Origin of the sequence: Mesorhizobium loti (assembly GCA_014189435.1) — a bacterium.
In the GTDB taxonomy this organism is placed as follows: Bacteria; Pseudomonadota; Alphaproteobacteria; order Rhizobiales; family Rhizobiaceae; genus Mesorhizobium; species Mesorhizobium loti_G.
Window position 1 is genome coordinate 368,075 of sequence record CP050295.1, and the last position, 25,921, is coordinate 393,995.

20 protein-coding genes and 14 pseudogenes are annotated in these 25,921 nt (G+C 62.1%); 24 read left to right on the top strand and 10 right to left on the bottom strand.

Features of this window, described 5'->3' with window-relative positions; all coding sequences use genetic code 11:
• The first annotated feature begins 7 nt into the window (after nucleotides 1-7).
• The 5 genes and pseudogenes from HB777_38685 to HB777_38705 all read left to right on the top strand — a co-directional run bounded on the left by HB777_38685 (nucleotide 8) and on the right by HB777_38705 (nucleotide 4,103).
• A pseudogene (locus HB777_38685) lies at nucleotides 8-268 on the top strand (transposase).
• 404 nt (nucleotides 269-672) lie between these two features.
• Nucleotides 673-1,815 (top strand): IS630 family transposase, encoded by a 1,143-nt coding sequence (locus tag HB777_38690; protein ID QND69753.1) that lies wholly within the window; start codon nucleotides 673-675, stop codon nucleotides 1,813-1,815.
• A gap of 383 nt (nucleotides 1,816-2,198) precedes the next feature.
• Complete coding sequence (locus HB777_38695; protein QND69548.1) at nucleotides 2,199-2,426, top strand: helix-turn-helix transcriptional regulator; 228 nt, start codon at nucleotides 2,199-2,201, stop codon at nucleotides 2,424-2,426.
• Nucleotides 2,423-3,676, top strand: coding sequence for a type II toxin-antitoxin system HipA family toxin (locus HB777_38700; GenBank protein QND69549.1), 1,254 nt, complete (start codon nucleotides 2,423-2,425; stop codon nucleotides 3,674-3,676). Before HB777_38695 ends, HB777_38700 begins: the two co-directional genes overlap by 4 nt.
• A gap of 265 nt (nucleotides 3,677-3,941) precedes the next feature.
• Nucleotides 3,942-4,103, top strand: a pseudogene (locus tag HB777_38705) (IS110 family transposase).
• 91 nt (nucleotides 4,104-4,194) lie between these two features.
• On the opposite strand, the gene HB777_38710 reads toward HB777_38705, so the two are convergent.
• From HB777_38710 to HB777_38740, 7 genes and pseudogenes are all read right to left on the bottom strand, one after another.
• Nucleotides 4,195-4,338 carry a hypothetical protein gene (locus HB777_38710; GenBank protein ID QND69550.1) on the bottom strand — a complete coding sequence of 48 codons (144 nt, stop codon included), beginning with the start codon at nucleotides 4,336-4,338 and terminating at the stop codon, nucleotides 4,195-4,197.
• A 133-nt stretch (nucleotides 4,339-4,471) separates the two neighbouring features.
• Entirely contained in the window at nucleotides 4,472-5,983 is a 1,512-nt protein-coding gene (locus HB777_38715) for a transposase family protein (protein ID QND69754.1), read from the bottom strand.
• Between the two features lie 677 nt (nucleotides 5,984-6,660).
• Nucleotides 6,661-7,167 (bottom strand): annotated as a pseudogene (locus HB777_38720) (IS1380 family transposase).
• Nucleotides 7,168-7,306: 139 nt separating this feature from the next.
• Nucleotides 7,307-7,513 (bottom strand): annotated as a pseudogene (locus tag HB777_38725) (hypothetical protein).
• 356 nt (nucleotides 7,514-7,869) lie between these two features.
• Nucleotides 7,870-8,964, bottom strand: a complete 1,095-nt coding sequence (locus HB777_38730; protein ID QND69551.1) for a response regulator — start codon at nucleotides 8,962-8,964, stop codon at nucleotides 7,870-7,872.
• A 295-nt stretch (nucleotides 8,965-9,259) separates the two neighbouring features.
• Nucleotides 9,260-9,391 (bottom strand): annotated as a pseudogene (locus tag HB777_38735) (IS91 family transposase).
• Between the two features lie 809 nt (nucleotides 9,392-10,200).
• Nucleotides 10,201-10,323, bottom strand: a pseudogene (locus HB777_38740) (peptide deformylase).
• A 106-nt stretch (nucleotides 10,324-10,429) separates the two neighbouring features.
• Between HB777_38740 and HB777_38745 the strand changes: the two are divergent.
• A complete protein-coding gene (locus HB777_38745; protein ID QND69552.1) occupies nucleotides 10,430-11,770 on the top strand; it encodes an IS1380 family transposase in 1,341 nt (446 codons plus the stop codon).
• Between the two features lie 134 nt (nucleotides 11,771-11,904).
• Here the strand turns inward: HB777_38745 and HB777_38750 are convergent.
• Both HB777_38750 and HB777_38755 read right to left on the bottom strand, forming a co-directional pair.
• A pseudogene (locus HB777_38750) lies at nucleotides 11,905-12,320 on the bottom strand (peptide deformylase).
• Between the two features lie 3 nt (nucleotides 12,321-12,323).
• Nucleotides 12,324-12,846: pseudogene (locus tag HB777_38755) on the bottom strand (MucR family transcriptional regulator).
• Between the two features lie 364 nt (nucleotides 12,847-13,210).
• Here HB777_38755 and HB777_38760 point away from each other — a divergent pair.
• The 18 genes and pseudogenes from HB777_38760 (at nucleotide 13,211) to HB777_38845 (ending at nucleotide 25,536) form a co-directional block, all read left to right on the top strand.
• Entirely contained in the window at nucleotides 13,211-13,393 is a 183-nt protein-coding gene (locus HB777_38760) for a hypothetical protein (protein ID QND69553.1), read from the top strand.
• A 236-nt stretch (nucleotides 13,394-13,629) separates the two neighbouring features.
• Entirely contained in the window at nucleotides 13,630-14,616 is a 987-nt protein-coding gene (locus HB777_38765; protein ID QND69554.1) for a DUF3991 domain-containing protein, read from the top strand.
• Nucleotides 14,617-14,728: 112 nt separating this feature from the next.
• Nucleotides 14,729-15,334: pseudogene (locus HB777_38770) on the top strand (DUF1419 domain-containing protein).
• A gap of 12 nt (nucleotides 15,335-15,346) precedes the next feature.
• A pseudogene (locus tag HB777_38775) lies at nucleotides 15,347-15,746 on the top strand (DUF3085 domain-containing protein).
• An 84-nt stretch (nucleotides 15,747-15,830) separates the two neighbouring features.
• A pseudogene (locus HB777_38780) lies at nucleotides 15,831-17,675 on the top strand (N-6 DNA methylase).
• Between the two features lie 15 nt (nucleotides 17,676-17,690).
• Nucleotides 17,691-18,443 (top strand): annotated as a pseudogene (locus HB777_38785) (hypothetical protein).
• A pseudogene (locus tag HB777_38790) lies at nucleotides 18,443-18,761 on the top strand (hypothetical protein). Before HB777_38785 ends, HB777_38790 begins: the two co-directional pseudogenes overlap by 1 nt.
• A 483-nt stretch (nucleotides 18,762-19,244) precedes the next feature.
• Nucleotides 19,245-19,832 carry a hypothetical protein gene (locus HB777_38795; protein QND69555.1) on the top strand — a complete coding sequence of 196 codons (588 nt, stop codon included), beginning with the start codon at nucleotides 19,245-19,247 and terminating at the stop codon, nucleotides 19,830-19,832.
• A gap of 334 nt (nucleotides 19,833-20,166) precedes the next feature.
• Nucleotides 20,167-21,093 carry an ArdC family protein gene (locus HB777_38800; protein ID QND69755.1) on the top strand — a complete coding sequence of 309 codons (927 nt, stop codon included), beginning with the start codon at nucleotides 20,167-20,169 and terminating at the stop codon, nucleotides 21,091-21,093.
• 213 nt (nucleotides 21,094-21,306) lie between these two features.
• On the top strand, nucleotides 21,307-21,615 hold the full coding sequence (locus HB777_38805) for a type II toxin-antitoxin system RelB/DinJ family antitoxin (protein ID QND69556.1): 309 nt from the start codon (nucleotides 21,307-21,309) through the stop codon (nucleotides 21,613-21,615).
• A complete protein-coding gene (locus HB777_38810; protein QND69557.1) occupies nucleotides 21,612-21,905 on the top strand; it encodes a type II toxin-antitoxin system RelE/ParE family toxin in 294 nt (97 codons plus the stop codon). Before HB777_38805 ends, HB777_38810 begins: the two co-directional genes overlap by 4 nt.
• 642 nt (nucleotides 21,906-22,547) lie before the next feature.
• Nucleotides 22,548-22,859 carry a DUF736 domain-containing protein gene (locus HB777_38815; protein QND69558.1) on the top strand — a complete coding sequence of 104 codons (312 nt, stop codon included), beginning with the start codon at nucleotides 22,548-22,550 and terminating at the stop codon, nucleotides 22,857-22,859.
• Nucleotides 22,860-22,974: 115 nt separating this feature from the next.
• Entirely contained in the window at nucleotides 22,975-23,220 is a 246-nt protein-coding gene (locus HB777_38820; GenBank protein ID QND69559.1) for a type II toxin-antitoxin system Phd/YefM family antitoxin, read from the top strand.
• Nucleotides 23,217-23,602: pseudogene (locus tag HB777_38825) on the top strand (type II toxin-antitoxin system VapC family toxin). The gene HB777_38820 and the pseudogene HB777_38825 overlap by 4 nt, the downstream one beginning before the upstream one ends.
• 693 nt (nucleotides 23,603-24,295) lie before the next feature.
• Complete coding sequence (locus HB777_38830; GenBank protein QND69560.1) at nucleotides 24,296-24,607, top strand: DUF736 domain-containing protein; 312 nt, start codon at nucleotides 24,296-24,298, stop codon at nucleotides 24,605-24,607.
• Between the two features lie 70 nt (nucleotides 24,608-24,677).
• Entirely contained in the window at nucleotides 24,678-24,854 is a 177-nt protein-coding gene (locus tag HB777_38835) for a hypothetical protein (protein ID QND69561.1), read from the top strand.
• Nucleotides 24,854-25,102 carry a CopG family transcriptional regulator gene (locus HB777_38840; GenBank protein ID QND69756.1) on the top strand — a complete coding sequence of 83 codons (249 nt, stop codon included), beginning with the start codon at nucleotides 24,854-24,856 and terminating at the stop codon, nucleotides 25,100-25,102. The genes HB777_38835 and HB777_38840 overlap by 1 nt, the downstream gene beginning before the upstream one ends.
• On the top strand, nucleotides 25,099-25,536 hold the full coding sequence (locus tag HB777_38845) for a PIN domain-containing protein (GenBank protein QND69562.1): 438 nt from the start codon (nucleotides 25,099-25,101) through the stop codon (nucleotides 25,534-25,536). The genes HB777_38840 and HB777_38845 overlap by 4 nt, the downstream gene beginning before the upstream one ends.
• Before the next feature lie 37 nt (nucleotides 25,537-25,573).
• Here the strand turns inward: HB777_38845 and HB777_38850 are convergent, their stop codons facing one another.
• Nucleotides 25,574-25,852 carry an HU family DNA-binding protein gene (locus HB777_38850; protein QND69563.1) on the bottom strand — a complete coding sequence of 93 codons (279 nt, stop codon included), beginning with the start codon at nucleotides 25,850-25,852 and terminating at the stop codon, nucleotides 25,574-25,576.
• Between the last annotated feature and the right edge of the window lie 69 nt (nucleotides 25,853-25,921).

Below are 25,921 nucleotides of genomic sequence, written 5' to 3' on the forward strand. Positions count from 1 at the left end.
GGGGTATGACTGCGCGCCGGAGCTCTTGAAGGCGGGTGACCTGGCCCGACGTTTCGCTGCACTGATACGCGGCGACGACGATGCCAGCCTCGAGCAATGGATTGAGGACGCCACGGACAGCGAACTGGCTTCACTTGCAGCAGGCATCGGCCGTGACATTGCGGCTGTTCGGGCCGCAATCACCCAGCCCTGGAGCACCAGTCCCGTCGAGAGACAGATTAACCGTCTCAAGACCATCAAGCGCCAGATGCATGGGCGCTCCGGGTAGTCAGTTGCGGTGCACGCGCACGGTCTGGCGGGACGGATTCACCGAGCAATTTCTGCTCGCAATGACCCCGAGCTGCCGATACCGCCTCGCCTGGATGGGGACGCCTGAGTTCGCCATGTCTTCTGGAGAGCCGGATGCGTAACGAAAGGCGCAAGTCCGGTTCGGGAAGAGGCGGTGAGAAACCGGTCGCCGAGAGGCGACACGGCGCTTGCCGCCTACTTTTATACGTCACCGTGTTCCGCGGTGATTTAGGGGAAGGGGCCTCGGTCGCCGAACTTCAGAACCTCAGTCGCACCAAGCGCGAGGCCAAACTAGACGATCGATTCCATGAATCCGGCTTGGAAGGAACAATCAGTTGCTTGGTGGATTCCTCGTTTGCGATTGGCGAAACGAGGAGCAGCATCATGGCAGGACAGCGGCGTGTGATCGAGTTGGCGATGAACGAGGAAGAGGTTGTGCAATTGGGCGCGATATCGCGCTCGCGCACGGAACGCGCGAGCCGGGTGGCGCGCGCGCAAATGCTGCTCAACTATCGTGAAACACCGTCGTTCTTCACGGTGGGGCGAAGGCTGGGGGTTCATCATCAGACAGTGCAACGCTGCGTCGAACGGGCGGTGGACTATGGCCCGCTGGCCGCACTTGATGACCGGCCGCGACCGGGGAAGGAGCCTGTGATCACGCCGGAGGCTAAGGCTTGGCTGGTATCGTTGGCCTGCGACAAGGCCAAGGACCACGGCTATCCGCACGAGTTGTGGACGACGCGGTTGCTGGCCCGCCATGCGCGCGAGCACGGCCCGACGGCTGGACACGCCTGTTTGGCCAGTCTGGTCCAGGGCACGGTGTGCAAGATCCTCGGCAAAGAGGAAATCAAGCCGCATAAGGTGCGCTATTATCTTGAGCAACGAGACGCCGAGTTCGAACAGAAGATGGCCGAGGTTCTGTGCGTCTATCGTGAAGTCGAGGTCCTGAAAAAAGCCTCTGCCAATTCGAACAGGCGGCGCAAGCTGGTGGCGATCATCTCGTGCGATGAAAAGCCCGGAATCCAGGCCATCGCAACGACGGCGCCGGATTTGCCGCCCGTGCCTGGCGCCTACGCCACCTTCGCGCGCGACCATGAATACAAGCGCCATGGCAGGCTCAGCCTGTTGGCCGGGATTGATTTGCTTACCGGCAAGGTCCATGCGCTCGTGCGAGATCGCCATCGCAGCCGCGAGTTCGTCGAATTGCTCAAGCTCCTCGATGCTGCCTACCCGGTCGGGACCGCAATCAAGTTGATCCTCGACAATCATTCCGCGCACATATCGAGAGAGACCAGAGCCTGGCTCGCTACTCGACCGGCCGGCCGCTTCGAACTCATCTTCACTCCTAAGCACGGCTCGTGGCTCAATCTTATTGAGGGCTTCTCCAAGTTCGCTCGCTCGGTGCTGCGCCATATCCGGGTGACCTCGAAACATGAGCTCAAACAGCGCATCATGGCTGGTATCGACGAGGTCAATCGCCATCCCGTCATCCACACATGGTCCTACAAACTCGCCGAGGCCGCCTGATATGATTCGAACCAAAGAAACGCAGGACTAGATGCTATCAAGGACGCCTGTACGGCCTATATCCAAGGACCGATGGCGGCGGCCTTGACTGAATTGGTACCTGCCGCCGCAGAGCGCACGGGACTGCCGCTCGGAGACTTTCAGGTACGAACTGACGACGATGACAAGCAGATTGATATCCGACCGCAACGCCTGTTGAGAGGTATGTCCGTCCGGCAGTGAAGATTGAGTCAGGCGCCAAGTCAAGTAAGCACTCGAGCTAAATCACCCCGATCGGGTTGATACCGGCGCTACTAACGTTTTCCTTATGTGATCGTCCCGAACGGTTCTTTTTCTTTCCAAAGGCCGCTTCGAATGATAGATTCGTCCCGATAGGGATGAATATGCAGACGATAACCGACAGCAAAACCCTCGGCCTCCGGATCCGGCAGGAACGCAAATCGCAGGGCCTCACACAGGAACAGCTCGCCGGCCTTACCGGCGTCGGCGTGCGTTTCGTGCGCGAACTGGAAGCGGGGAAGGAGACCTGCCAACTTGGTCGTGCGCTCCAGGTGGCCAGCGCCCTCGGCCTCTTCCTGTCGGTCGGCCGCCGACGGGATAGCGGGTCATGACTCATCTACTGGACGTATATTTCAGGGAGACCAAGGCCGGCATTCTCAGCCAGGACGAGGACGGCGCGCTGGGCTACGCCTATTACGCCGACTATCTCGCCGGGCAGCAGCCCCGCGTCATTTCCTTCTCGATGCCGCTGCGGGAAGAACCCTATGCCGACCGGGTCGCGCGTCCGTTCTTCTCGGGCCTTCTTCCGGACGAGGGCGCGCGGCAGCGTCTTGCCGGAGCGCTTGGCCTTTCGGCTGGCAATGCGTTCGGCCTGCTCGAGGTCATCGGTGGCGAATGCGCGGGCGCCTTGTCGTTGTATCCAGCTGGTGAAGCGCCGGCTCCTTCCGACGATGACGAGGCTCTCAGTGCAGAGCGACTCAAGGAAATCATCGGCAAGCTGCGCGAGCGGCCCCTGCTCGGAGGAGAGGAGGGCGTTCGTCTCTCACTGGCCGGCGCCCAGGACAAGCTCGCGGTGATCGTCGAAGGCGAGACGATCCGGCTAGCCAAGGGCGGCCGCCCAACCACCCATATTCTGAAGCCGGTCATCCAGGCGCTGGAAGGAACCGTCGAGAACGAGCTCTTCTGTCTGCGCCTGGCAGAGCGTCTCCAACTGCCGGTTCCAAGGGTCGAGATGCGCCGTGCCGGCGACACCGCGTTTCTTCTGATCCAGCGCTATGACCGTGCGCGGACTGACGGCGGACACATCGAACGATTGCACCAGGAGGATTTCTGCCAGGCGCTCAGCGTTCCACCCGAACTCAAATATGAAGAAGAGGGCGGTCCCGGTACCAAGAGCTCGCTGGACCTGATCGATCGGGCCTGCGCACGACCGGCGGCGGACCGGTTGCGCTTCATCCGGATGCTGATCTTTCATTATCTCGTGGGCAATGCCGATGCGCACGGAAAGAATTACGCGCTGCTCTATGACGGCGATACGCCGAATCTCGCCCCACTCTACGACGTGGTTTGCACCGCCGCCTATCCGCGGCTGGCCAAGAAGCTCGCCATGGCGATCGGCGGACGATCCGTTCCCGACACGATCCAACTGAAGCACTGGCTGACGCTCGTTCCCGAAACCCGGGGCGCGCAACGCCTTCTCATCCGCGATATCGCAACCATGGCCGGGCGCATTGGAGATGAGGCCGACGCTTTGCTCGCGCAGCTGGCGAATGTAGGGGCGGACCACGCCATTCTAAAATCCGTGCGCGCAGTCATCGCGACCCGGGCAACGCACCTTTTGCGGATGACCGAAGGTGGATGACGCCTGAGGGTCCACAGGTAACAGACCTTGCTTCGCTCAACCCTTGTCGGTCTCGGTGGCGGAAACTGGGAATGAATCCCGGTAGATCGATCAGGACGGCAACTTCTTCCTGCTGGGCGAGGAGCCTTAATGGTCTCCACCAAGGGATACATCCAAGCGCGGAACCGCGCGTGCCTACAGGGGCCATTGTCATCGATGCGGCGGCCACGGCTGCCTAATCGGCAACGGGCAGACCACACCTATTGGCGACAAAAATGAAAAGGATCGTCGAACTCAAGAAGGTTTGGCCCCGCCTATCCGAGCCCACATGACGGAGTTCGGCATCATTGCGGCGAAGGGCGCACAGAACGTCGATCGATTGAAGGAACAACTGGATCTGCTGCCGGAAGTGGCCCGGATGCCCGTGAGTTTGCTCTTCGATCAGTTGGCTGTTAGCGGTCGTCAGGAAGTGCGCATAAACGGTGCCATGTGCTGTTTGGGGTTTTCCTGTGAGAGAGGTAGGGACCTGCTGATTTCGTTTAATCGGTCGGGGCATTGAGGTTTTGGATCTCCTGCTGGATGTCGAGGGCGTAGCATAACCAGATCTTGTCGCGCAGTTCGGTGAGGAGCTCGAAGACGGCGAGCGCCTGGTCGGGTGTCAGTGCGACGGCGTCGCCGCACACTACCAGCCTTCTCGACCACCTCATGAATATGGACCAGGCTCCCGGCCCAAGGATGCCACGGGTAAAAAAGCTCGTGCTCCGCGATCTCGTGTTGCCTCACGTAATTTTGTTACCGGCTGCCTCACCAAGAATGTTACCCGCTCGCCAGACGTGTGGAATCTGAAGCGAGGTATGGCGCTAGGCTGCTGACCTCGCCGATGAGCCGCTGCACGGCTTGTTGTCGCCACGCCCTTACTCGCTTCTGCAACGTGTGAAGCTGGCGCAAGCTGTATCGCCCGGGATAACGGACCTGGAACTCGACGAGAAGTTCAAGTGCGGTCTGATCCGGACGCTTTTCAAGGCATCGTGCCATCTCTTCCCAATGGTCCTTAAAGATGTCTGGACGTCGGCCACGCGGTTTGTCGTTGAGCCGACGATACGTCTTCGGCCCAACGACAACACCGCGTGCGCGAGCTGCTTGGCGCCACAGATTGACCCGTCGGACGAGTGTTTTGTACTGCTTGCGGGTAAATCGACCTGGAAACTGGACACACAGCTCTTCGAAGAGTTGCGTGGCATTGATGTTGGGGAATTCTTCCAATCGGCGGCAAACGATCGGCCACACCATGCGGAGCGCCTGGACGCGGGCTTGGCCAGGCTCGGCGTAGACCGGCTTCGGCTTCTCCTGCATCTTCGCGGCTTTCGCGGCAGGAGTGGGTGAGATCACCGGCTTGAGCGCGGCGGTGGGAGCCGCAATAAGGACTTGCGTCGAGACCTTTTGTAGACTTCGTAGGTAACGCGGTTTGGCTTCGGTGGAGAATGTCGGACGGATTTCGCCCGCATGCCAGGCACTCGACAGGCTTGCTACGAACGCGGCCAGGTCGGGTGGTTCGGATGTCGGCGGCGGCGGTGTTTCGCCGTCAGCCAGGGCTGCGAGATAGGCCTGCACAGCTCGTATCTCCTCCAGAAGCTTCAGCGGATCGAGGTCGGCGGCGATCTCGCGCAGCTTGCTCTTGGCAGCCATCGGGATGCCCTCCGCCTGCAGGAGACGCTCACAGGGCGTCTGCGGCGGATGATAGCGCTTGGCCACCTTCGCTCCGTCGCGCTGCTTGGCAGCCAGCTTGAACGAGGGCTGGAAGAAGTTCACAAACAGCCGGGATGCCCCGTAAAGGCGCGTGATCGCTCTGGCCGCCGCCAAGCCTTCAAAGCGCCGATAACCCAGGAGCTTCCGTACAACGGCGCCATTTTTCTGCTCTATCCACGCTTGGTCGTTCTTACGGTAAGGCCGCGAGCGAGTGAGTTCGATGCCGTGACCAAGGCAATATTCGATCAGCCTGTTGTTGACGAACTCGCTGCCATTATCCACATCCAGCGCTCTCAGGGCAAAGGGCAAGCCCATGCGGATGCGCTCGAGTGTCTCGACCACGAGGGTGCCTTCTCGGACCACGATGGGCGCGGCCTCCGTCCATCCGCTCGCGATATCGGTCAGAACCAGGCTGTGAACGTAGCTACCGCGGTTGGCCTCTCCGCAATGAGCAACCAGGTCCATTTCCATGCTGCCGGGAAGCGGCTCGTTCCAGTCAGCAAAGGTGCGCATTTTGATGCGCCGCCGCGGCTCTGGCACAACCCTTGGCGGCTTTTTCGTACGCATGGTGCGCCTCGGCATCTGGAGCAAGCGGTCGATCGTCGCGGCGCTCATAGACAGGATCTTGTGGCGTATCTCCTCCGCGAGCTTCAAATGATCGTTGCGTTCCAGCGCCGGCAATAGAATGGGCAGCAGTGCCTTAAGGCGCTTGCCGCAGACTCGATCTGAAGCTTCCCACAGCACAATCAACGCGCCCCGAGCGGCCTCGTCATAGAGCGACGGGCGTTGACGGGTCTGCCGGCTCCTCGGCTGCGGGGGGCTGTTCAGGACACGGATTGCGGACTTTTCATGATAACCCGTCGCCGCGATGAACTCCTCCAAGATCCTGCGCTTGTCCTTGTTCGCTGCGGCCGCATAGCGAACCCTGACCGCATTGGCGAGTTCCATGCGAATAGCATGCGTCATCTTCGTCGTCATGATGCCTCCCTCGTGGTGAGAGCATCATCGCGGTATTCGCCTTCACGGGTAACATTTTAGGTGAGGCAACCAAGACGCGCGGTAACATTTTCTTTGAGGCAATGCGACACCGCGATCCCGTGGGCGTTCTGTCGTCGTGTTGTACAACGAGGTGCGCCCGCATGGGGCGATCGGGCACAAGGTCCCGATCTCGTTGCTCAATCACGATGGCGCCGCCAGCCCGCCATCGTGAGAAAGCCGGGAAACTGCACCTTCCGGCGGTCCAGAGAATGGTATCGGAGCAGGCGCAATTGCTGGCCGCCATGTACGGCGTCAAACGTGTCGTCGATGTCGAGCACAATCCGCTTCGGCACCTGCCGGAAGGAAGCGCAATAGAGATCGACCATCGCCCGCCCCATCGCGACCAGCTCCCGCACGCCGGGCAGGTTCTCCAGCCGGCAGATCGTCGACTGGGAGGCCAGATCCCGACCCGACGGCAGCGCATCCTGGGCCATCTTGAAGACCGGATCGGAGCGCAGCCGGTTGGCGTCATTGCCATCCTCATAGCCGGCGGCGATCATCTTCATGCGAAAGCCGATCATGTCCGCCAGGCTGTGGACGACCTGGTCCGGGCAGCGCGGATCATCGATGCAACGCGCCAGACGGTCGGCCACCCGCAGTCGTTTTTCCACCTCGGCCAGCACCAGAACGCCACAGTTGGAGGACAACATGCCGCCGTTGAAACGGGCGACGACGGACTTGCCGCCCACTGATGACAAACCGCTCAGCGGCAGGGTAAGATCATTCATGGCGGGTGTGGTCTCCGGGAAATGATTCGGATCGGCTTTAGCAACCAAATCCTACGTCATTTCAACGGCTTGCGCCACATCCGCCAACCCGCCGTGAATTTTTCGGGCTAGATAGCTCACGTGTTGTTGTTGGTGGGCGCCCCGGCAACCGCTTCATCTTGTCAACCAGCCGCTCCAGCGATCCCGCGCGTTCCAACTCCGCAAAGAAATGATGCGGCGTGACGCTACCCAGCCGGTGCCTCTCGGCCAGTTTCCACACATAGGGATAGTCGACCATGAAATTGGATCGAGGCGACGCCTTGGATGGTCCAGCCTTGGTCAGGATGCCGCCGCCCACGAGCCGATCGGGAAGGAATTTGCCACCGAGAGCCATGCCGCCGATGCGTTGCCGGCCATGTTCTTCCACCGATCGGGCATACTGCAAACAACGTCCCATGTGAATGAAAAAGACCGTTCAGAACAACGCTACAGCACGGGCTCTCACGGCGGGAATCCGAAGTTGTGACTGCAGGGGGAAGCGCCTTAGGCTTGGGTGGCATGCTTGTCTCACGCCAGTGGATTGGGATGTGGTGTGCCCGTGCTGACTTCCTCTGGCGAGCCGGCCCACCGCGGGTTTGGTTACCACCCTTGTTTGACATTCTCCGTTGCCCAGCAGCCTACAATGCTTCCTACGCCCAACCTGGTCGCTGCAGCAAACCAGTGTCATTGAGGGATTCGAATAATCGCCTCAAAACCATCCTCGCGACCTGGGGCAGGCGAGGCAAATTCAAGGCTGCCCCCGACGTGCTTGATAACATGATTAGCGAGGGGTAGACCAGGGAAGTCCGGCTGAGTCTTACGACGCTCATATTCATATCGCTCTGTTATTTCGTCAAGGTCTGGGAGGGGCACCACCGGTCCTGCGTTTACAATGGCGATAGTTCCATTAGCTCGGACGGAAACTGTTGCCAGGGTATCGGGCAGTCCATGTGTGAGTGCATTGTCGAGTAGGTAATGAAGCGCGAGGTCAACCGCAAGGGCGTCTTCAAATTTGCGCACCAAAGAGGGGCAGCCGTCGACGTCAAGGATTAGCCGTCCGGCAAACCACGGCTTTTTCAAGAGGTCATTAACCTTTGACCGAACCTCTCGGACAAGATCGACGTGGTCTAGGACCGATTCGGCCACGAAACTGTACCCGACGCCACGCACTGTCGCTATTCGGTCCCCGCCGATCTTCTTGCGGAGCCGGCTAACATAAACCTCCACGGTGTTGCTCTCAATCTCCGAACCCAAGGAAAAGAGTACGTCCTCGATCTTCGCCTTCGAAACTAACGTTCCGGGCCGGCGCAGAAGGCAGTTGAAAACTGTCCATTCGCATGCAGTCAGGTAGACCGGCTGCCCGTCGCGCTCGCAGCGCCGCTCGGCCGAGTTTATTGACAGCGTCCCGACACAATATGGCTCCGGGAACTTCCCATGACGACGCCCCACGGCATGAATGCGCGCGGAAAGTACGCCGAAATTGAACGGCTTGGCCAAATAGTCGGCGGCACCAGCGTTGAGCCCCTCGATTTCGTCCTGATCGCGGCCTGCCACGATGATGACCGGTGCCGAATCAGGCCGCTTCTTCATCTCCCGCAGGTAGTCGATGCCGTTGCCGTCTGGCAGCTCAATGTCGAGCAGAACAAGGTCGTAGGCGAACAGACTTGCTTTATCCCGCGCTTCGGACAGGTCCTTGGCCCAGTCGACCGCGTGGCCCATCGTATGTTCGCGTACATCGCGGACAAAGTCCTCGTTGTGTCCAATGAGCAAAATATACATGCCGAGCTCCATTAATATCGCAGGGTTCATGCCTAATGACGGAACCTGACGCTACGCTGAACCCCCGTGGCGCAAATGTCCGGCGGCTTTCAAGCTGCCGTCAGCTACGGGTGTTAGAAGCCCGTTACGGAACAACCAAAAAAGGCAAATTATCGACGCCATTCTTTTCTCGGCACTTTTTATTCATGTGACCACCGTTGGCGCTGCATCGGCCGTCGGCAAATCCGACGTTGGGATCGCCGAAAGGCGACCCTGCCAAGCGGTACTGACCAAGCTTGAAGCGGCCCGAAGGCAGATCGGGCGGCGGCGCGACGCTCAGCAATTCGCGCGCGAGTGCGAGGCTGACCTTGCGAGAGCCGCCGGCGAGCAAGCCGTAGTGCCGGATGCGGTGGAAGCCACGCGGCAGGATGTGGAGCAGGAATCTGCGGGCACAGAAGAAAAAGCCCGCTGCCGGGAGGAGGTGGCAGCGGGCTTGATTTGAAATGCAGCGCGGGAGGAGGTGCACTGCATTCAGCGTCGGCATCGCATCTGGGAGGAGTAGATGGCCGACAGGAGGATCATATCGGTTGCCGAAAATATTGCAATGCACAAAACTGTGTATCGCACCTGCGAACACGTTACCTGGGCCGCGCATCAGGTGGCGGCTCAGCTCAGTCCGGAAATCGCAATACCGCCTCGTCGTGACATATTCGGCCTTCCTGTAGGCGGCTTCCAGCCCCGCGGGCCGCGGCAAGCGAGCTGGTGAGTTTTCTCGCTTTATAGAACGGCCGCTTGCCGTACGAGAGGGATGGCGGCTCCCAGTCGGGATCAGGCTGTCGGCGAAGCTGAAGCCCAGCGATACGGGTCTTCTCCCATCGGGCGTCCATCCCTGCCGAAAGTTCCGGCACGACCGCCAGGAGAGATGGAGAATGTAACTGTGCTACAGGCCGTCAGACGATGGTACGAAAAGAGGAGTGCGATCCGGGCGCCGCTGGCGACGAGCCGCACAGGTGCTCATTCTTCTCGACAAGCGCACCGCGTACTACGAAGCGCAGCGTGGCGCGGTCCCGGGCTCATGACGATGCCCGCGAATTCGTCCATAGGGCGAAAGTTGGCGCCGAGATCGCCCACATCGCGCCAGAGGCAGAGGCGGAGATGGACGTCGACGTCGTGCGAGCGGTCGACGACGACGAGCTTGATCGGCACCGACCTGGGTCAACGCACAGGATCTGACTGCGCCCGTGGCCCCAGAGCAGGCTATGGAACACGCAGCAGTTTCTCATATCTCTTGATCAGCCGATCCCGCTTCAGACGCGAGAGCTTCTGGATCCAGAAGATTCCATCGAGTTGATCAATCTCATGTTGGTGGCAGACAGCTAGCCTGAAAAATTCATGGGGGTTGGTGGATGTGGCGCAAGCCGTTGAAATGACTTAGGATTTGGTTGCTTAAGCCGATCCGAACCATTTCCCGGAGACCACACCCACCATGAACGATCTTACGCTGCCGCTGAGCGGTTTGTCATCAGTCGGCGGCAAGTCCGTCGTCGCCCGTTTCGACGGCGGCATGCTGTCGTCCAACAGCGGCGTTCTGGCTTTGGCCGAGGTGGAAAAGCGGTTGCGGGTGGCCGAGCGTCTGGCGCGTTGCATCGACGATCCGCGCTGCCCGGACCAGGTCGTCCACAGCCTGGCGGACATGATCGGCTTTCGCATGAAGATGATTGCCGCCGGCTACGAGGACGGCAACGACGCCAACCGGCTGCGCCGCGATCCGGTCTTCAAGATGGCCCAGGATGCGCTGCCGTCGGGTCGGGATCTGGCGTCGCAATCGACGCTGTGCCGGCTGGAGAACCTGCCCGGCGTGCGGGAGCTGGTTGCGATGGGGCGGGCGATGGTCGATCTCTATTGCGCCTCGTTCCGGCAGGTGCCGAAGCGGATCGTACTCGACATTGACGACACCTTCGACGCTGTGCACGGAGGCCAACAGCTTCGCCTGTTCAATGCCCACCATGACGAGTACGGCTTCCAGCCGATCGTAGTGTTCGATGGTGCGGGACGGTTCGTCAGCGCGATCCTGCGACCGGCCAAGCGGCCGAGTGGGGCTGAGATCCGCCCCCACCTGCGCCGTCTGGTGCGGGCGATCCGGATCAACTGGCCGAACATTCGAATCCTGCTCCGCGGCGATAGCCATTATTGCAGCCCGCAGGTCATCGACTGGTGCCGCGCCAACGACGTCGACTTCATCTTTGGCCTCGCGCCCACCACGACCCTGCGCAAGCATGTCGCGGATCTGGAGGCCAGCACGACGGCGCGCTTCGAAGCGTCGGCCAAGACAGGCAAGGTCCGCAGGTTCAAGGAGTTCGTTGACGGCGCCGCTAGTTGGAGCCGCGTCGAGCGCATCATCGCGCGGGTCGAGGTCGGCGCCCAAGGTGCCGACACCCGCTTCATCGTCACCAATCTGGCCAGTGGCAAGGCCAAGGCGCTCTACGAGGACCTCTACTGCCGGCGCGGCGCGGCCGAGAACCACATCAAGTCCTGGAAGACGCATCTTGCCGCCGACCGCACATCCTGCACAAGAGCGACGGCCAACCAGTTCCGGCTCTTCCTGCATGCCGGCGCCTACTGGCTGATGTGGAGCCTGCGCGCTGCGATGCCGAGGCGCTCGAGCTTTGCCGTCGCCCAATTTGACACGCTGCGATTGCGCCTCATCAAAATCGCCGCGCGGGTGGTCGAGATGAAAACGCAAATCCGCCTGCACCTGCCGACATCCTGCCCCGACCAGCGTATTCTGCGCATCGTCCTCGATCGCATCCCCCAACTCGTGACATAGCGACGGGGCCAAGATGCCCCGAACCGAACCCGCCAACATCAACCCGCAAACCCCGCCTCCCATCACCGACGGATCAGCCCCGCCGCCCGACCAGGCTTGTCAAAATGCACCCACATCGCGACCAAATCGTAGCTTCAGGCCGCCGACAACTCATCGCTGTGCATCAAGGCGGCTAGCAAGCCGTCGGCTTCTTCGACCTGCTCGACGCCGTCCAAATCCTGATAGCCTACGCGAACGAGGGCATGGCGTTCGATCTCCTCAGTGACGCCTGGCATCGAGACACTACCTTCCGTGTGCCGGATCATTTCGGCGGAGGCCCAAAGGATAGCCGGATTGACGTAAGTCCGGAGCCGCGCTGGGGACAGTTCGATTACGACCAGTCGCTTCAAAATGCCGATATGCGGGCGGTGATCCCGATGCCAGGCGCCGCGTGCATGGTGTCCGCCAGGTCGATGGCGAGGTTCCGCAATTCGTCATCGAAGTCTGTTACGGGCTCGGCGACAGCTCGAAGGCGACGGTCGGGAAATCTCACGATCGGCCGGACCGTCACATGTCACTCCTTCGCCTCAGCGATCATCGTGTCGGAAGTCTGGTGATCTTCAGGCCGATCTTGCGGCGTTTCGCCGGTGCTGGCGCCGGGGGGAACTACGGGCTCAGGCACTGCTCCCTTTCTTCCTAGCCCGCTTGCCTTCGCCAGTTGAGAGCGCGCTGCCGTGTAGTTAGGGGCAACCATCGGGTAGTCCGCAGGCAAGCCCCACTTTGCGCGGTATTCATCCGGCGTCATGTATTGTAGTGAGTACCGATGTGGCGCCTAAGCGATTTGAATTTCCTGCCGTCTTCCAGGCAGATGATGAAATCTGGCGTCACCGAGTTCTTGATCGGGACCGCTGGCGCGCGCCTTTCTTCCGGCTGTGCCGCCGGTGCTTCCCGCAGCTTGCTGACCGCTGCATAGGTATCGGCAGCCACGCGGCTGAGTTCGGACGCGTGGAAAGCGGATTGTTGCTGACATACGCGGCAACGATGTTCGCGGTCAGCTCCAGGAGCTCAGTTTCGGGCGCAGCAATCTCTTCAGGCATTTGCGAATTCTCGAGATATCTCGTTCGTTGCGATCCCAACCGCGATCTCGCTACAGGAAACTTGGCCGGCCGTACAGGACCGGAAGCCGTCGGTGACGATCCGCATTGTCTGGGGAGCGATGCAGGGGCCATGGACGAGGGATTGCGCGTTATTCGCACTGGCGCCCATGGCAGGTTCCAACCCCGCTCTTATCGGCTCATTTCCCTTGGTCCAATCCCGACCTTTCCGATCAACCCGCAAGGGGTCCGCTACGCGAGCGTGCGGCCTTGAGGCTGACGCCTCTGCGGTGATCGCGGTCCGTCCCGAACCCGACGGGCGCCTGTCGAGCGGGGAATTGGTCCCCGCCACAACGGGAGCCAGACCATGTCGCACAATCTCAGCCTCGCGCAGTCCCACGCGTTCGAGCTCGCCCGCACCCTGATGGTCCCGGTGACGCTGTTCCAGGTCGACGGCGAATACGGCGTCCTGCCGAGCGACGAACTCGACGACGCCGACGTCATCGTCCTCCACGAATACGACCCCTACCAGTTCGGCCCGGCTCATTGAGCCGGGTTCGCCCGAGCGGACGTATGCCGCTTGCGAGCGGCGGCCGCAAGGGAGGCTGCGCCGCGGCTGGCGATGCCGTGGCGCTACCGCGCCCTGATCGATTCATCAGTTGCCAGCCGCGCCCTTGCCCCCATCGCTCTTCGCGGCGGGCGAGGATGGTTCCGCAAAGGCTGCGGAAACGGAAAGGCAATCGAGGAAAGGGCCGGGGAGTGTGAAGGCGATCCGGCGGAAAAACGATGGAAAAGAGAGACGTCGAGGAATTGAGGGATCGTGTGCTCTGCGCGGCCGTGCTGGAGCGGGCCGGTTTCGCGATCGATCTGAAGGAAAGCACGCGCCGGGCGGTCAAATACCGGCGCGGTGACGATATCATTATCGTCATCCACGATGGCAAGGGCTGGTTCGATCCGCTGTCCGACGCTAAAGGCGACGTGTTTTCGCTCGTGGCGCATCTCGACGACATCGGGTTCGCGGAGGTGCTGCAGCGGGTTTCGGAACTGGTCGGCTTCGTGCCGAGCGAACCAGTCTGGACGCGCCAGCCCCGCGACCACGCGCCGGACATCGGCGTCACCGAGCGCTGGCGGTTTCGTCGCAAGCCCTGGCGAGGCTCCATGACCGGGCGGTATCTGCGCAACGAGCGGGACCTCCCGGAATCCGTCATCCTGGCGGCGATGCGGCAGGATCGGCTTCGCGAGGGACCGCGCGGCAGTGTATGGGCCGCTCATGTCGACGACGACGGTGTCGTCACCGGCTGGGAAGAACGCGGACCGGAATGGCGCGGATTCGCCACCGGCGGCGGGAAGGTACTGTTCCGCTTGGGGCCACGCGAGGCCATTCGCTTCTGCGTTACGGAGGCGGCGATCGACGCGATGAGCCTTGCCGCGATCGAAAGCCTGCGGCCCGACAGCCTCTATCTGAGCACCGGCGGCGGATGGGCGCCCGCGACCGAGACGGCCATACGGACGCTTGCGACCCGCCCGAATACGCAGCTTGTCGCCGCGACCGACAACAATGTGCAGGGCGAAGCCTATGCCGAACGCATCGAGGCGATCGCCGTCGCGGCGGCATGCGGCTTTGCGCGGTTGCGGCCGGTCACGGAAGACTGGAACGACGATCTGCAGGCGATGATGAAAGAAGAAGAGGAACGGAGAGGGAAGAAGAAACCCGACTGCCGCATGCCGCCTGCCGCGTCAAAGGTGAAGCTTCGCCCGCTGCGCGGCCCTTGACCCGGCCGGACGGAGAGGCGGCCGCGGGGGAGGGGTCATGAAGGGCTGAATTGACGGCGAAGTCGGAAGGATGAGCCGCGCTCCAGCCCGACGAGGCTGAAAGGAGCCCGCCATGCACCCCGTATCCCCGATCAGAAAGGTCTTTCAGGGCGTCGCCGACCGGCGCCAGATGTTCCGCATGTTCGACCGTCACGCGCAGCGGCCCAACCGCTGGGACGCCGACGCGAGCGCGCTCTATGCCGGCGAATGGTTCGAGACCGGCCAGGCAGACCACGACTATATGTTCGAGATCCTGCCGCCACTCTGAATGCGCGGCGACATGTTCGCGATGCGCGAATTCCTGACCGGTAGTGTCACCAGCGTCTTCTTCGCGCTGACGATCGACAGCCAGTTCCGTCATTTCCACGGCTATTGCGATCTTTCCGACAGGGGCTCACCCGAGCGGATGCGTGCCACGATCGTCGACCGGGAATCGCGGCCGGTGAAGGCAATGACGCGGACCGAGCGCCTCGATCACATCTGGAGCGCGACCCATGATGATTATCGCGGCTATGCCGGGGAGCGCTGGCCGGAGCCTGCACGTGGCAAGCGGACCATCACCGTCTACGGCGGCAGCCGGGGCACGACGTTGAAGCTGCTCAACGATCTCACCGACGAAGAGATCTCGGCCAAGCTTCCGGTGCATCTGCGCTACCTCCCCGACGCGATCGCGGCGTGAGGGGGGGCGGCCATGTTCACGTTTCCCATTCTCGGCGTTCGCAAGGTCATCGAACGCGGAAAGACCGATGCCGCCGCCAATGGCGGATTCCGCAACCCGTATTACGGCCTCAGGCCCGGCAAGGGCGAGATCCCCGGCGTTTGGCTGGTCGGAGACCAGGGGGTCTACATCATGTCGAACGGAAAACTCGCCGACGGTGACCGCCCGCTCGTGGTCTATTTCGACGAGTGCCATCCGGTCGGCAATCCGGACTGGTTCCATTACAAACACCGTCATTTCGGCGGTGACGACGGGATCGAATTCATCGACGCCCGAGAGGCTCATTCCGCTGTTCGATCGGAACATCCGCCGCACTCATCTGCTCGTGCAGCTGACCGAGACCGAAGTCTCGCTGTCCCTGATCGCCCGCTAGCCCCTTCACAACCTCCCCAGCCCTTCACGCGGCCGACAACGCCGTCCGCGTGATCGCGCTCGCCAAAATCCAAGGAGATTTTCCATGCCCCACGACGACCCCTTCACTCTCGACCTCTTCGGAAACACTGCGCTGTCCTCGGGCCTCTGCGTCGGGGTAACGGCCTTTTCGACGTCTTCCGCCGATAGTCCGGTCGATGACGATCCGTCTCCCGTCTCACCAGCCCCGGCCATGCCGATCGGCGCGGCCGCATTGCCTGCTCGGGCGCATCAGGTCGATAAGGGCGAGAACTTCAAGCTGGCAGCGACCCGCGGCCTTGGCACATCCTGGCGGGACCGGGCTCGTGACAATCTCGCCGCCATACGGCTCGCCGCCGATATCGTCGACCAGCAGCGGTTTGCCACGCCCGAGGAACAAGCAGCGCTGATCCGGTTCACCGGCTTTGGAGCTTCAGCACTGGCGAACGGCGTGTTCCGCCGCCCCGGCGAGCAGACGTTTCGCCAGGGCTGGGAGAAGATAGCCGCCGATCTGGAGGAGGCGGTCGACAGCCGGGACTACGCCTCGCTGGCCCGCTGCACGCAGTACGCCCATTTCACACCGGAATACATCATCCGAGCGATCTGGGCCGGCTTGCGGCGGCTCGGCTTCCGTGGCGGCAGTGTGCTGGAGCCGGGCGTCGGCACAGGGCTCTTTCCGGCGTTGATGCCAGAGGCATTGCGCGCTGCCTCGCACGTCACCGGCATCGAGATCGATCCGGTCACGGCGCGGATCGCCTGCCTCCTTCAGCCGAACGCCCGAATCCTCAACCAGGATTTCGCGCGGGTCGACTTGGCCGAGCATTTCGATCTGGCGGTCGGCAATCCGCCGTTCTCGGACAGGATCGTCCGATCCGACCCCGCATACCGCTCGCACGGCTTCCGGCTACACGACTACTTCATCGCAAAGGCCGTCTCTCGGCTGAAGCCGGGCGCACTCGCCGCCTTCGTCACCTCCAGTGGAACGATGGACAAGGCCGATGCCCGCGCCCGCAAGCACATCGCCACAATGGCGGATCTGGTCGCTGCCGTTCGCCTGCCGGAGGGCAGCTTTCGCGCCGATGCCGGGACGGATGTTGTCGTCGACATCCTGTTCTTCCGCAGGCGCAAGCACGGAGAGCCCGAAGGCGATGTGTCATGGCTCGACCTGGAGGACGTTCAGCCCGCCACCGAGGACGAGAGCGCAATCCGCGTGAACCGCTGGTTTGCGATGCATCCTGACATGGTGCTCGGCGAGCATGCCCGTCGCCGCGGGATCTACGGTCCCGACGAGACGTATACCTGCCTGCCGCATGCCGGCACGGATCTCGATGCGGCACTGACAGCCGTCGTGCATCTCCTTCCGGAAGCCATCTATGACGGCGAACCGGAAGAGATCGGAGCAGACGCTGGCGAGCATGTTGAAGCGCCGGCCCGCAACGCTGCGGACGGCGCGACAATCCGCGAGGGCAGCTACTTCATCGGCCAGAACACCGCGCTGATGCAGATGGTCGACGGCGAGCCCGTCACCATCCAGATTCGGAAGGGCGTGACCGGCGACGGCATCCCGGAAAAGCATGTCCGCATCCTCCGCAAGCTGGTCCCGATCCGTGACGCCGTACGCGAGGTGCTGAAGGCCCAGGAGTTCGACCGGCCGTGGAAGCCGGCGCAGGTCAGGCTGCGCATCGCCTGGTCGAGCTTCGTGCGCGCGTTCGGACCGATCAACTTTACCACTGTCTCGACCGCGCAAGATGAGGAAACCGGCGACGTGCGCGAGACGCACCGCCGGCCCAACATCCAGCCGTTCCTGGACGATCCCGATTGCTGGCTGGTGGCCTCAATCGAGGACTACGACCTGGAGACCAACACGGCAAAGCCCGGACCCCTGTTTACCGAGCGCGTGATCGCGCCACCCCTGGTGCCGGGAGGCGACGGGAAGCATTTTCTCGCCACAGGATGGCGTATCGCCCGTCCGATCGCGGAATGGCGGCGCGACGATTTTTATGGTCATGCCGGCCAACTCGCGGACGAGGCTACCTTCAGGGCCAAGGTGCTGAAACAGGCGGAACACCGGTGCGAGAAATTCGCGCTCGGCCGGCGTGAAGAGCGATCATCGGCAAGCACACCTTGGGGGTCGTCGCAGGGTGCGACGGTCTATGCCGACGGTGTCGTTCTTCACTCGGCGGCCGGCCATGGTGGGTTTCTTCTCTCGCCCGAGCGCAACCGCAAGGTTCATCGATCGCTGCGTGTCGACGGCGGCGCCTACGAGGAGGATGAGGCCTGGGCAATCGTGGCCTTAACCTTTCCGCACCTGTTCACCAGCTTCGAGCGGCGCTGCGCGAACAGGACGATGAAGGACAGCTTCCCGGACGCCTGGGAAACGATCGCAGGCAACGTGCTGGGAACCGGTGAATCCTGGAGGAAGGACGAGCGCTCCTTCTTCGACGAGCACGCCGACGATTGGATCGTCGTGTCGGCGATCCTTTCCGGTCATCAATCCGGTTTCACGGAGGTCATCGCGACCCCCGGTGGCAAGCGCGGGCATGGTACCGAGGAGCGACGCTTCCTTGTTCCTTCGGACGAATACCGGGTCGGCCCCTTCGGCTTCATCATCGATCCGCAGCGGCACGCCGTCTACGGCGGACCGTCCAGCTTCGTCAGCTGGCAGGGAAGGGCGGTATGATGTTGTCCAGAGATCGTCGTGCTCAGCTCTTCCGTATGAGGATGCGCGCCGGCAGACCCAGCGTCAGCTGGACATGATCAACCGCCAGATCACCCGCCGCATGGCGGCCCTGATACGGCAATATCCCGTCATACTAGGTATCGGCGGGGGAGATCGCCTGATCCAGGTGCATTCCTCGAACGGTATCGCGCCAACCTCGCTGCCGTTACCGCTGAGCGCCAGCCGGAGATCGCCGCCTTGTCGCGCAAGCTGGCGCGGCAGGAAAGCGCCATGGCGATATTGCGGCAGCGACTTCAATCGGAGACGCTCTGTGCGTGATCCGAGATGCTGGCGCCAGCCGCTGCCAAAGGTCAAGCATGGATGCGGGGGTGGCAACATCCGTGTCGAGCGAGCGACCATCATCAGATCGACGGCGCCCGGCGTCAGTGCGGCAACCCATGGGACTTTATTGCGGCGCCAGCCGAACAGGCGCCTATCCTTCGGCATGCCGGTGCCCGTGATCATCCCCTTGCCGGTCTTCCCGTCGGGTTTGCTGCGGTCTGAACCGGCGGCTGGCCACTTCAAGGCCGCTGACGCGCCGCGGAGCGGCCGGAACCCGCCGATCTCGGCAAGGCCGGCCCGCGTCCTTCACAAGGACCAGTGAAAGGACTGGCCCCCGCTTGTCCGCAAGCCGGCCTCGCTCGCCTGGCAGGTCCCGGACCCTGAAGTGTCCAGCTTCCGCCGGTTCCTTTTGACCGCACCCGCAGGAAAGACCGGCAAGGGCCGGAACACCTGAAGGGCATCGCTAGAAAGGTAAGCTCAATGTCCAGTTCAGCCCGCTCAAGCAAGGCCAAGGCCCGCGTCGTCCAGCTCCGCAAGGGCACGACCCTCGAAATGGTCCGGCTCTGCTGCCCGGACAGCAACCAGGCCTCTCTCATATCCGAAAGTTTCGGCCTTCCTGTCCTCGACAGCGACGGCATCCGGGACTTTCATGAGCGCAGCCTGATCGAAGGCGCTGATACCCTCTCCGAGGGGCTTTCCGAAAAAGCCATGCAGATCCACCTGCAAAGGATCGTCGGCTCCTATGTCGGTTCGGCCTTTGGAGCAGGCCAGTTCTACTCGAAGGCTGTTACCGAGGCGAAGGACGCCACGGCCAAGCTCGCCAATGACACTCGCGACGAGGACATTGACGGTCCGGTCGGCTTCAACAGCAAGGCCCAGCGCAAGCGCGAATTCGCCGCCGACATGGGCCTTCAGGCACACGCCCTGCGCATGGCGGCCGAGGGCGCCGTCGCCGCCTACGAGCACATCATCGGTGAAAGCTGGAAGCCCTACGAGCGCCAGACCGAGAACCCCGGCCAGACCGTCAACCGGCAGGCAGCCGATCTCCAGATGGCGGCGCTTGGCTAACCCCCAATGGGCGGAGCTTCGGCTCCGCCCGATCTTCCTCCCTTGGGGCTGGCGTCCTACTGGACGCCGGCCTCTTCGCGTGCGCCAGGGCATCTGAAGCCAAAGAAATGGAAACCGTCGTCGAGGTCGCGCCAATCGCGGCCGTCACGAATGTTGGTCCTGCTCCGGTCCTCGGCCCCCGAAACGGCTGCGCCATCCTCCACTGACGTTGCGGCCCGCATGCAACGCTTCCCCGCCTTCCGATTCCTCTTCTGCGGGTTCGCGGACCTGCGGTCCTGCGCTTGCGGACCTCGTGACGGCCGCGATTGGCGCGGCCTCGAATGGAGGTTGGGAAATGGACAGGAAAAACAACAAGACCCGCGTCGACATCTACGCGAAAATCACCGATCGCATCGTCTCGGATCTGGAAAAGGGAGTGCGCCCCTGGGTCAAGCCCTGGAGCGGTGCGAACACCACGGGGCGTATAACGCGCCCGCTCCGCCACAACGGACTGCCGTATCAGGGGATCAATACGCTGCTTCTCTGGTCGGAGGCGGTTGCGCGAAGCTTTGTTTCCCCGACCTGGATGACGTTCAAGCAGAGCGTCGAGCTCGGCGGTCATGTTCGCAAGGGCGAGACCGGCTCCATGGTCGTCTATGCCAACCGCTTCAACCGAACCGAAACCGATGCCCAGGGCGAAGAGGTCGAGCGCGGCATTCCCTTCCTCAAGGCCTATACGGTGTTCTGCGCCGACCAGATCGAGGGGCTTCCGGCACAATATTACGGCAATCCCGCTCCGGTAGCCGATCCGGTGGAGCGGATCGAAAACGCGGACACCTTCTTCGCGAACACCGGTGCTGTCATCCGGCACGGTGGGGATAAGGCCTGTTTCAATCCAGCTCTCGACATTGTGCAAATGCCTCCGTTCGAGAGTTTCCGGGACGCGCCGAGTTACTATGCGACCCTTGGGCACGAACTGACCCATTGGGTCGGCGCTGAGAAGCGGCTTGATCGCAATCTCTCACGATATCACAAGGATCGTTCCTTCAGGGCGCACGAGGAACTCGTGGCCGATCTGGGCGGCTGTTTTTTGGCGGCCGATCTCGGCATCGTTCCCGAGCTCGAGCCGAGGCCCGACCACGCAAGCTATCTTGCAAGCTGGCTTGAGATTCTCAGGAACGAGAAGCGTTTCATCTTCGCCGCGGCGGCCCATGCCCAGCGGGCGGTCAACTATCTGCATGATCTCCAGCCGCAGGGGACACTGGTCGAGCACGCTGCGTGATACTGCATCTCCAATCGCATGGCGCTGGGCCATCCGGAGCGCTTAAGGGCCACGCTGCGTTCGCAGCTAGGTGTGTATGGCCGCCTGCGCCTTGCCACCGCATGGAAGCCGCCTGCATTCTTCGCCAGCGATGCCGCGATTAGTGTGTGGTCGTCGTAGCTAGAAACAGTCATTCAAGTGCATTACATTGTGGATTCGAGACAGGAGACAACCATGGCGACAAACGCACTCGTGCAGACACGTATCGATTCCAACATCAGGGACCGCGCGGCGTCCGTGCTTGAAGGCATGGGGCTGACGGTTTCCGACGTAGTACGCATCCTGCTGACGCGCACCGCCAATGAAGGTGCACTGCCGCTGGAACTGATCAGCAACAGCGAGGCTCATGATGCATGGTTTCGCGCCAAAGTGATGCAGGCACTCGAAGATACCCGGACCGATGTCACCGCTGAAGATGTAGAGACGCATTTTGCATCCCGACGCGCTGCCGCGCTACGCAAGGCAGGAACTACCCAGTCATGAGGCTGAAATGGTCAGCGTTTGCGCTTGCTGATCGCGACGACATCTTCACCCATATCGAAGCCGAAAGCCCGCGCGCGGCGGCTGCCGTTGACGAGCATATCGCGCAGGCGGTGCTCCGCCTGGTCGAGTTTCCCGAGAGTGGACGCCCTGGACGAGTGCCCGGCACGCGGGAGCTGGTCATCTCCCGAACGCCATATATTGCAGCCTACGTTCTAACCCATGATGCTATCCGTATCCTGCGTGTTCTCCATGGTGCGCAGATGTGGCCCGAGGACTTTTCGTCCGACTAGCTTCCGTGATGCAATCGCCTGCACGGTGACGCTGATCCCGACTGAAGCTGGCACCCGATACGCCGTTGCCAGCAGCGTTCTGCTGAACCGGCGCCATAGTCTCGGCTTCGGTTGAATGCCCCGGTCATGCTGACGAGTGACGTCGAGCGCTGACATTACTATCCTGCCAAGACGTCTCGAGTTCTGATGTCGGCGTTGGTGCTTGTGAGCACGACCCTGCCTACTGGGTCTGGGCAGATTCGCAGGCTGCCGTCGTCCGGACGGACAGTTGATCACACAAGTCGCCGTCTCATGGCGATGAGGCGGTGGTGGAACGCCCGTCTTCATTCCTGTTTCCGAAAGCACGTCCATCTGCGTCCTCGATGTGACTGGTCTGACCGAACGCCGATCCCGCAGCGCGGGCTCTCGATCTTGTCCCGGCAACGGCCTGCGCGACTTTCTTCCCCTGCCGGCTGCGCCGCCATTCCTCGCGATCCAAGAAAGTCGCTCCCGGCCGCCTTCCACTTCGTTCCAGCCCTAAGGACCACCCCATTTGCGCACGCGCAACGGGGACCCCGGTGGGTGCGGGTCGATCGCCTCCGTTCCACCGACCGTCATCGAGGTCGCGATGGGCGCGGCCCGACCAACAAAGGAATGAGACAAATGGCTACCATCGGCACCTTCACCTCCACCGGCAACGGCTTCACCGGCACGATCAAAACCCTCAACCTCAACGTCAAGGCCAAGCTGGTCCGCGTCGAGAACCCCTCGGACAAGGGCCCGCACTTCCGCATCTTCGCGGCGGCGAATGTCGAATTGGGCGCCGCCTGGCAGAAGGTCTCCGCAGAAGGCCGTGACTACCTCTCGGTCAAGCTGGACGACCCGAGCTTCCCCGCTCCGATCTACGCCACCCTGATCGAAGTTGACGGCGAGCAAGGCCTGCAGCTGATCTGGTCCCGATCAAACCGGGACTGAGGATCTCGCGCGAGGGCTCCGCCGCAAGGCGGGGCCTTCAGCCTTCTTCGGCAGGTGCACTTGAACGTCAGGCACGCATAGACTAAGTTTCATGGACTAAGTCATGGAGCCAGCAATGCGCACCGTCAATATCCACGAGGCCAAGACGCATCTGTCACGCCTTATCGACAAGGCGGCCAAGGGCGAATCTTTCATCATCGCCAAATCCGGCAAGCCGATGGTGAAGGTCGTCGCGATAGACGCTCCTGCGGCCGGCGAAACGCGTCGCGTCGGGTTTATGGCCGGGCAGTTTTCCGTTCCGGACGATTTTGATCGCATGGCCGGTGAGGAAATCGAGAAGCTGTTTGGCGGCGACGCATGAAACTTCTGCTCGATACCCATCTTCTGCTCTGGGCGGCGGGCGAGCCCGACAAGCTCCCGCCTGCCGCCCTCGCTGAGATCGAGAGTGCCGACAACGACCTGACGTTCAGCGCTGCAAGTCTCTGGGAGATTGCGATCAAACGGGGTCTGGGCCGCGCTGATTTCACGGTCGATGCGCGTCTTTTGCGCAGGGCCCTGATCGACAACGGCTATTATGAGCTGCCAATCACAAGCGAGCATGCCATAGCCGTGGAGGGGCTTCCCCCATCCACAAGGACCCCTTCGATCGGATCCTGATTGCTCAGTCGATCGTCGAGGGCATTACATTGCTGACCGTCGACGATCTGGTTGCACAATATCCCGCGCCTATCCGTCGCCTTTGATAACCTCCGGCCGGAGAGCGGGGGCTTCTTCCTGCCGTACCCGCGCCGTTCATCGCCCGCCCAAGTCCTTTATTGTGAAAACGCGCCGAACAGAGACCCCAAGCACTGGACGCCCAAATATCTGATCCACTGCTCTTTCCAGGATTTTCGACGGGCCACTTCCGGACCCCATGCCATTACCCGGTCGGCCTGACCAGTGACGTCGAGCGCTCACATTGCCACCCTGCCACGACGTCTCGGTTCTGGTGTCGGCGTTGGTGCTTGTGAGCACGACCCTGCCTACTGGGTCTGGGCAGATTCGCAGGCTGCCGTCGTCCGGACGGACAGTTGATCACACAAGTCGCCGCGATGAGGCGGTGGTGGAACGCCCGTCTTCATTCCTGTTTCCGAAAGCACGTCCATCTGCGTCCTCGATGTGACTGGTCTGACCGAACGCCGATCCCGCAGCGCGGGCTCTCGATCTTGTCCCGGCAACGGCCTGCGCGACTTTCTTCCCCTGCCGGCTGCGCCGCCATTCCTCGCGATCCAAGAAAGTCGCTCCCGGCCGCCTTCCACTTCGTTCCAGCCCTAAGGACCACCCCATTTGCGCACGCGCAACGGGGACCCCGGTGGGTGCGGGTCGATCGCCTCCGTTCCACCGACCGTCATCGAGGTCGCGATGGGCGCGGCCCGACCAACAAAGGAATGAGACAAATGGCTACCATCGGCACCTTCACCTCCACCGGCAACGGCTTCACCGGCACGATCAAAACCCTCAACCTCAACGTCAAGGCCAAGCTGGTCCGCGTCGAGAACCCCTCGGACAAGGGCCCGCACTTCCGCATCTTCGCGGCGGCGAATGTCGAATTGGGCGCCGCCTGGCAGAAGGTCTCCGCAGAAGGCCGTGACTACCTCTCGGTCAAGCTGGACGACCCGAGCTTCCCCGCTCCGATCTACGCCACCCTGATCGAAGTTGACGGCGAGCAAGGCCTGCAGCTGATCTGGTCCCGATCAAACCGGGACTGAGGATCTCGCGCGAGGGCTCCGCCGCAAGGCGGGGCCCACTGGCGAACTGGTCAACCGAAAGGACACCTACATGACGAGCACCATCGCGCATCAGCAAAAGCCCTTGGTTCCGTCGACATCGCCGTCTGGCCGGGCGGTGCGTGGACCGAACTGGTCGACGTCTGGAACGGCGATGCGGCTTCGTGTCCGATACCTCGAGCCGCTTGAGTATCTGCCGTCGCTGCTCTATACGATGCGTGATGATTGATGCGAACCAAGGAGGGCGATATGAGAACGACACTGGCGATCGATGACGACGTCCTGGTCGCGGCCAAGGCCATGGCCCGGCAGCAAGATCGCAGCGTGGGCGAGATCATCACCGATCTCGCCCGGCGCTCGCTGCGCCGCCCGCAGGCCGGCGGCGAGCGCAACGGGATTCCTCTGCTGTCGCCTCGGCCGGATGCCCCTCCTGTCACGCTTGAGACGGTCAACGCCTTACGTGACGAGCTGCCGTGACCTTCCTGCTCGATGTCAATGTGCTGATCGCGCTGATCGATCCTGGCCATGTCGCCCATGACGATGCGCATGGCTGGTTCGAAGTGACCGGCTACGCCGCATGGGCTACCTGTCCCATCACCGAAAACGGCGTCCTGCGCATCGTCGGCAACCAAAAATATCCTAATTCTCCCGGCTCGCCTGCAGTCGTTGCGCAAATCGTTACCAAGTTGCGAGCCCTGCATGGGCACAGCTTCTGGCCCGACGATGTGAGCCTGGTTGGCTCCGGCGACATCGATGCTGCGAAAATCCTGACCTCGGCACAGGTCACCGACACTTATCTTCTTGCGCTCGCCAAGGCGCATGGTGGCCAACTTGCGAGCTTTGACCGCAAGCTGTCGGCGGCGGCCCTGAAGAGCGGGAAGTCTTCACTGCACCTGATCACCACAAGCTAGACCGCCGGGCTCTTTCTGTCAGGGTATCCCGGCAAGATCAGCCGTTGAGCGCGTCCTTGATGGCTTTTGCCGGCGTGAAGGACAGCTTCTTCGAGGCGGAGATCTTGATGGTCGCGCCCGTCGACGGGTTGCGGCCCTCGCGTTCAGGTGTGTCCTTCACCTTGAATTTGCCGAAACCGGGCAGGCTCGTCTCGGCACCGCTCGCGGCCGCATCGGCGATCGCCTTGAACACGCTGTCGACGATGCTCCTGGCCTGCATCTTCGTCAGACCGTTGTCGGCTGCAATCTTGTCAGCGATCTCATTTGCGGTCGTCATGGAACGTGCTCCTCGCGTTGTTGCTGGTCACTGTTTGGCACACAACAACACGGGGTTGGTAGTCCGCGC

Excerpts from the sequence above, each read along its gene's own strand:
- HB777_38850 (QND69563.1), bottom strand. The coding sequence starts at position 25,852 with ATGACGACCGCAAATGAGATCGCTGACAAGATTGCAGCCGACAACGGT.
- HB777_38730 (QND69551.1), bottom strand. The coding sequence starts at position 8,964 with ATGTATATTTTGCTCATTGGACACAACGAGGACTTTGTCCGCGATGTA.
- HB777_38810 (QND69557.1), top strand. The coding sequence starts at position 21,612 with ATGAGGCTGAAATGGTCAGCGTTTGCGCTTGCTGATCGCGACGACATC.
- HB777_38715 (QND69754.1), bottom strand. The coding sequence starts at position 5,983 with ATGCCGAGGCGCACCATGCGTACGAAAAAGCCGCCAAGGGTTGTGCCA.
- HB777_38745 (QND69552.1), top strand. The coding sequence starts at position 10,430 with ATGAACGATCTTACGCTGCCGCTGAGCGGTTTGTCATCAGTCGGCGGC.
- HB777_38840 (QND69756.1), top strand. The coding sequence starts at position 24,854 with ATGCGAACCAAGGAGGGCGATATGAGAACGACACTGGCGATCGATGAC.
- HB777_38700 (QND69549.1), top strand. The coding sequence starts at position 2,423 with ATGACTCATCTACTGGACGTATATTTCAGGGAGACCAAGGCCGGCATT.
- HB777_38690 (QND69753.1), top strand. The coding sequence starts at position 673 with ATGGCAGGACAGCGGCGTGTGATCGAGTTGGCGATGAACGAGGAAGAG.
- HB777_38830 (QND69560.1), top strand. The coding sequence starts at position 24,296 with ATGGCTACCATCGGCACCTTCACCTCCACCGGCAACGGCTTCACCGGC.
- HB777_38815 (QND69558.1), top strand. The coding sequence starts at position 22,548 with ATGGCTACCATCGGCACCTTCACCTCCACCGGCAACGGCTTCACCGGC.
- HB777_38820 (QND69559.1), top strand. The coding sequence starts at position 22,975 with ATGCGCACCGTCAATATCCACGAGGCCAAGACGCATCTGTCACGCCTT.
- HB777_38800 (QND69755.1), top strand. The coding sequence starts at position 20,167 with ATGGACAGGAAAAACAACAAGACCCGCGTCGACATCTACGCGAAAATC.
- HB777_38695 (QND69548.1), top strand. The coding sequence starts at position 2,199 with ATGCAGACGATAACCGACAGCAAAACCCTCGGCCTCCGGATCCGGCAG.
- HB777_38760 (QND69553.1), top strand. The coding sequence starts at position 13,211 with ATGTCGCACAATCTCAGCCTCGCGCAGTCCCACGCGTTCGAGCTCGCC.
- HB777_38805 (QND69556.1), top strand. The coding sequence starts at position 21,307 with ATGGCGACAAACGCACTCGTGCAGACACGTATCGATTCCAACATCAGG.
- HB777_38795 (QND69555.1), top strand. The coding sequence starts at position 19,245 with ATGTCCAGTTCAGCCCGCTCAAGCAAGGCCAAGGCCCGCGTCGTCCAG.
- HB777_38765 (QND69554.1), top strand. The coding sequence starts at position 13,630 with ATGGAAAAGAGAGACGTCGAGGAATTGAGGGATCGTGTGCTCTGCGCG.
- HB777_38835 (QND69561.1), top strand. The coding sequence starts at position 24,678 with ATGACGAGCACCATCGCGCATCAGCAAAAGCCCTTGGTTCCGTCGACA.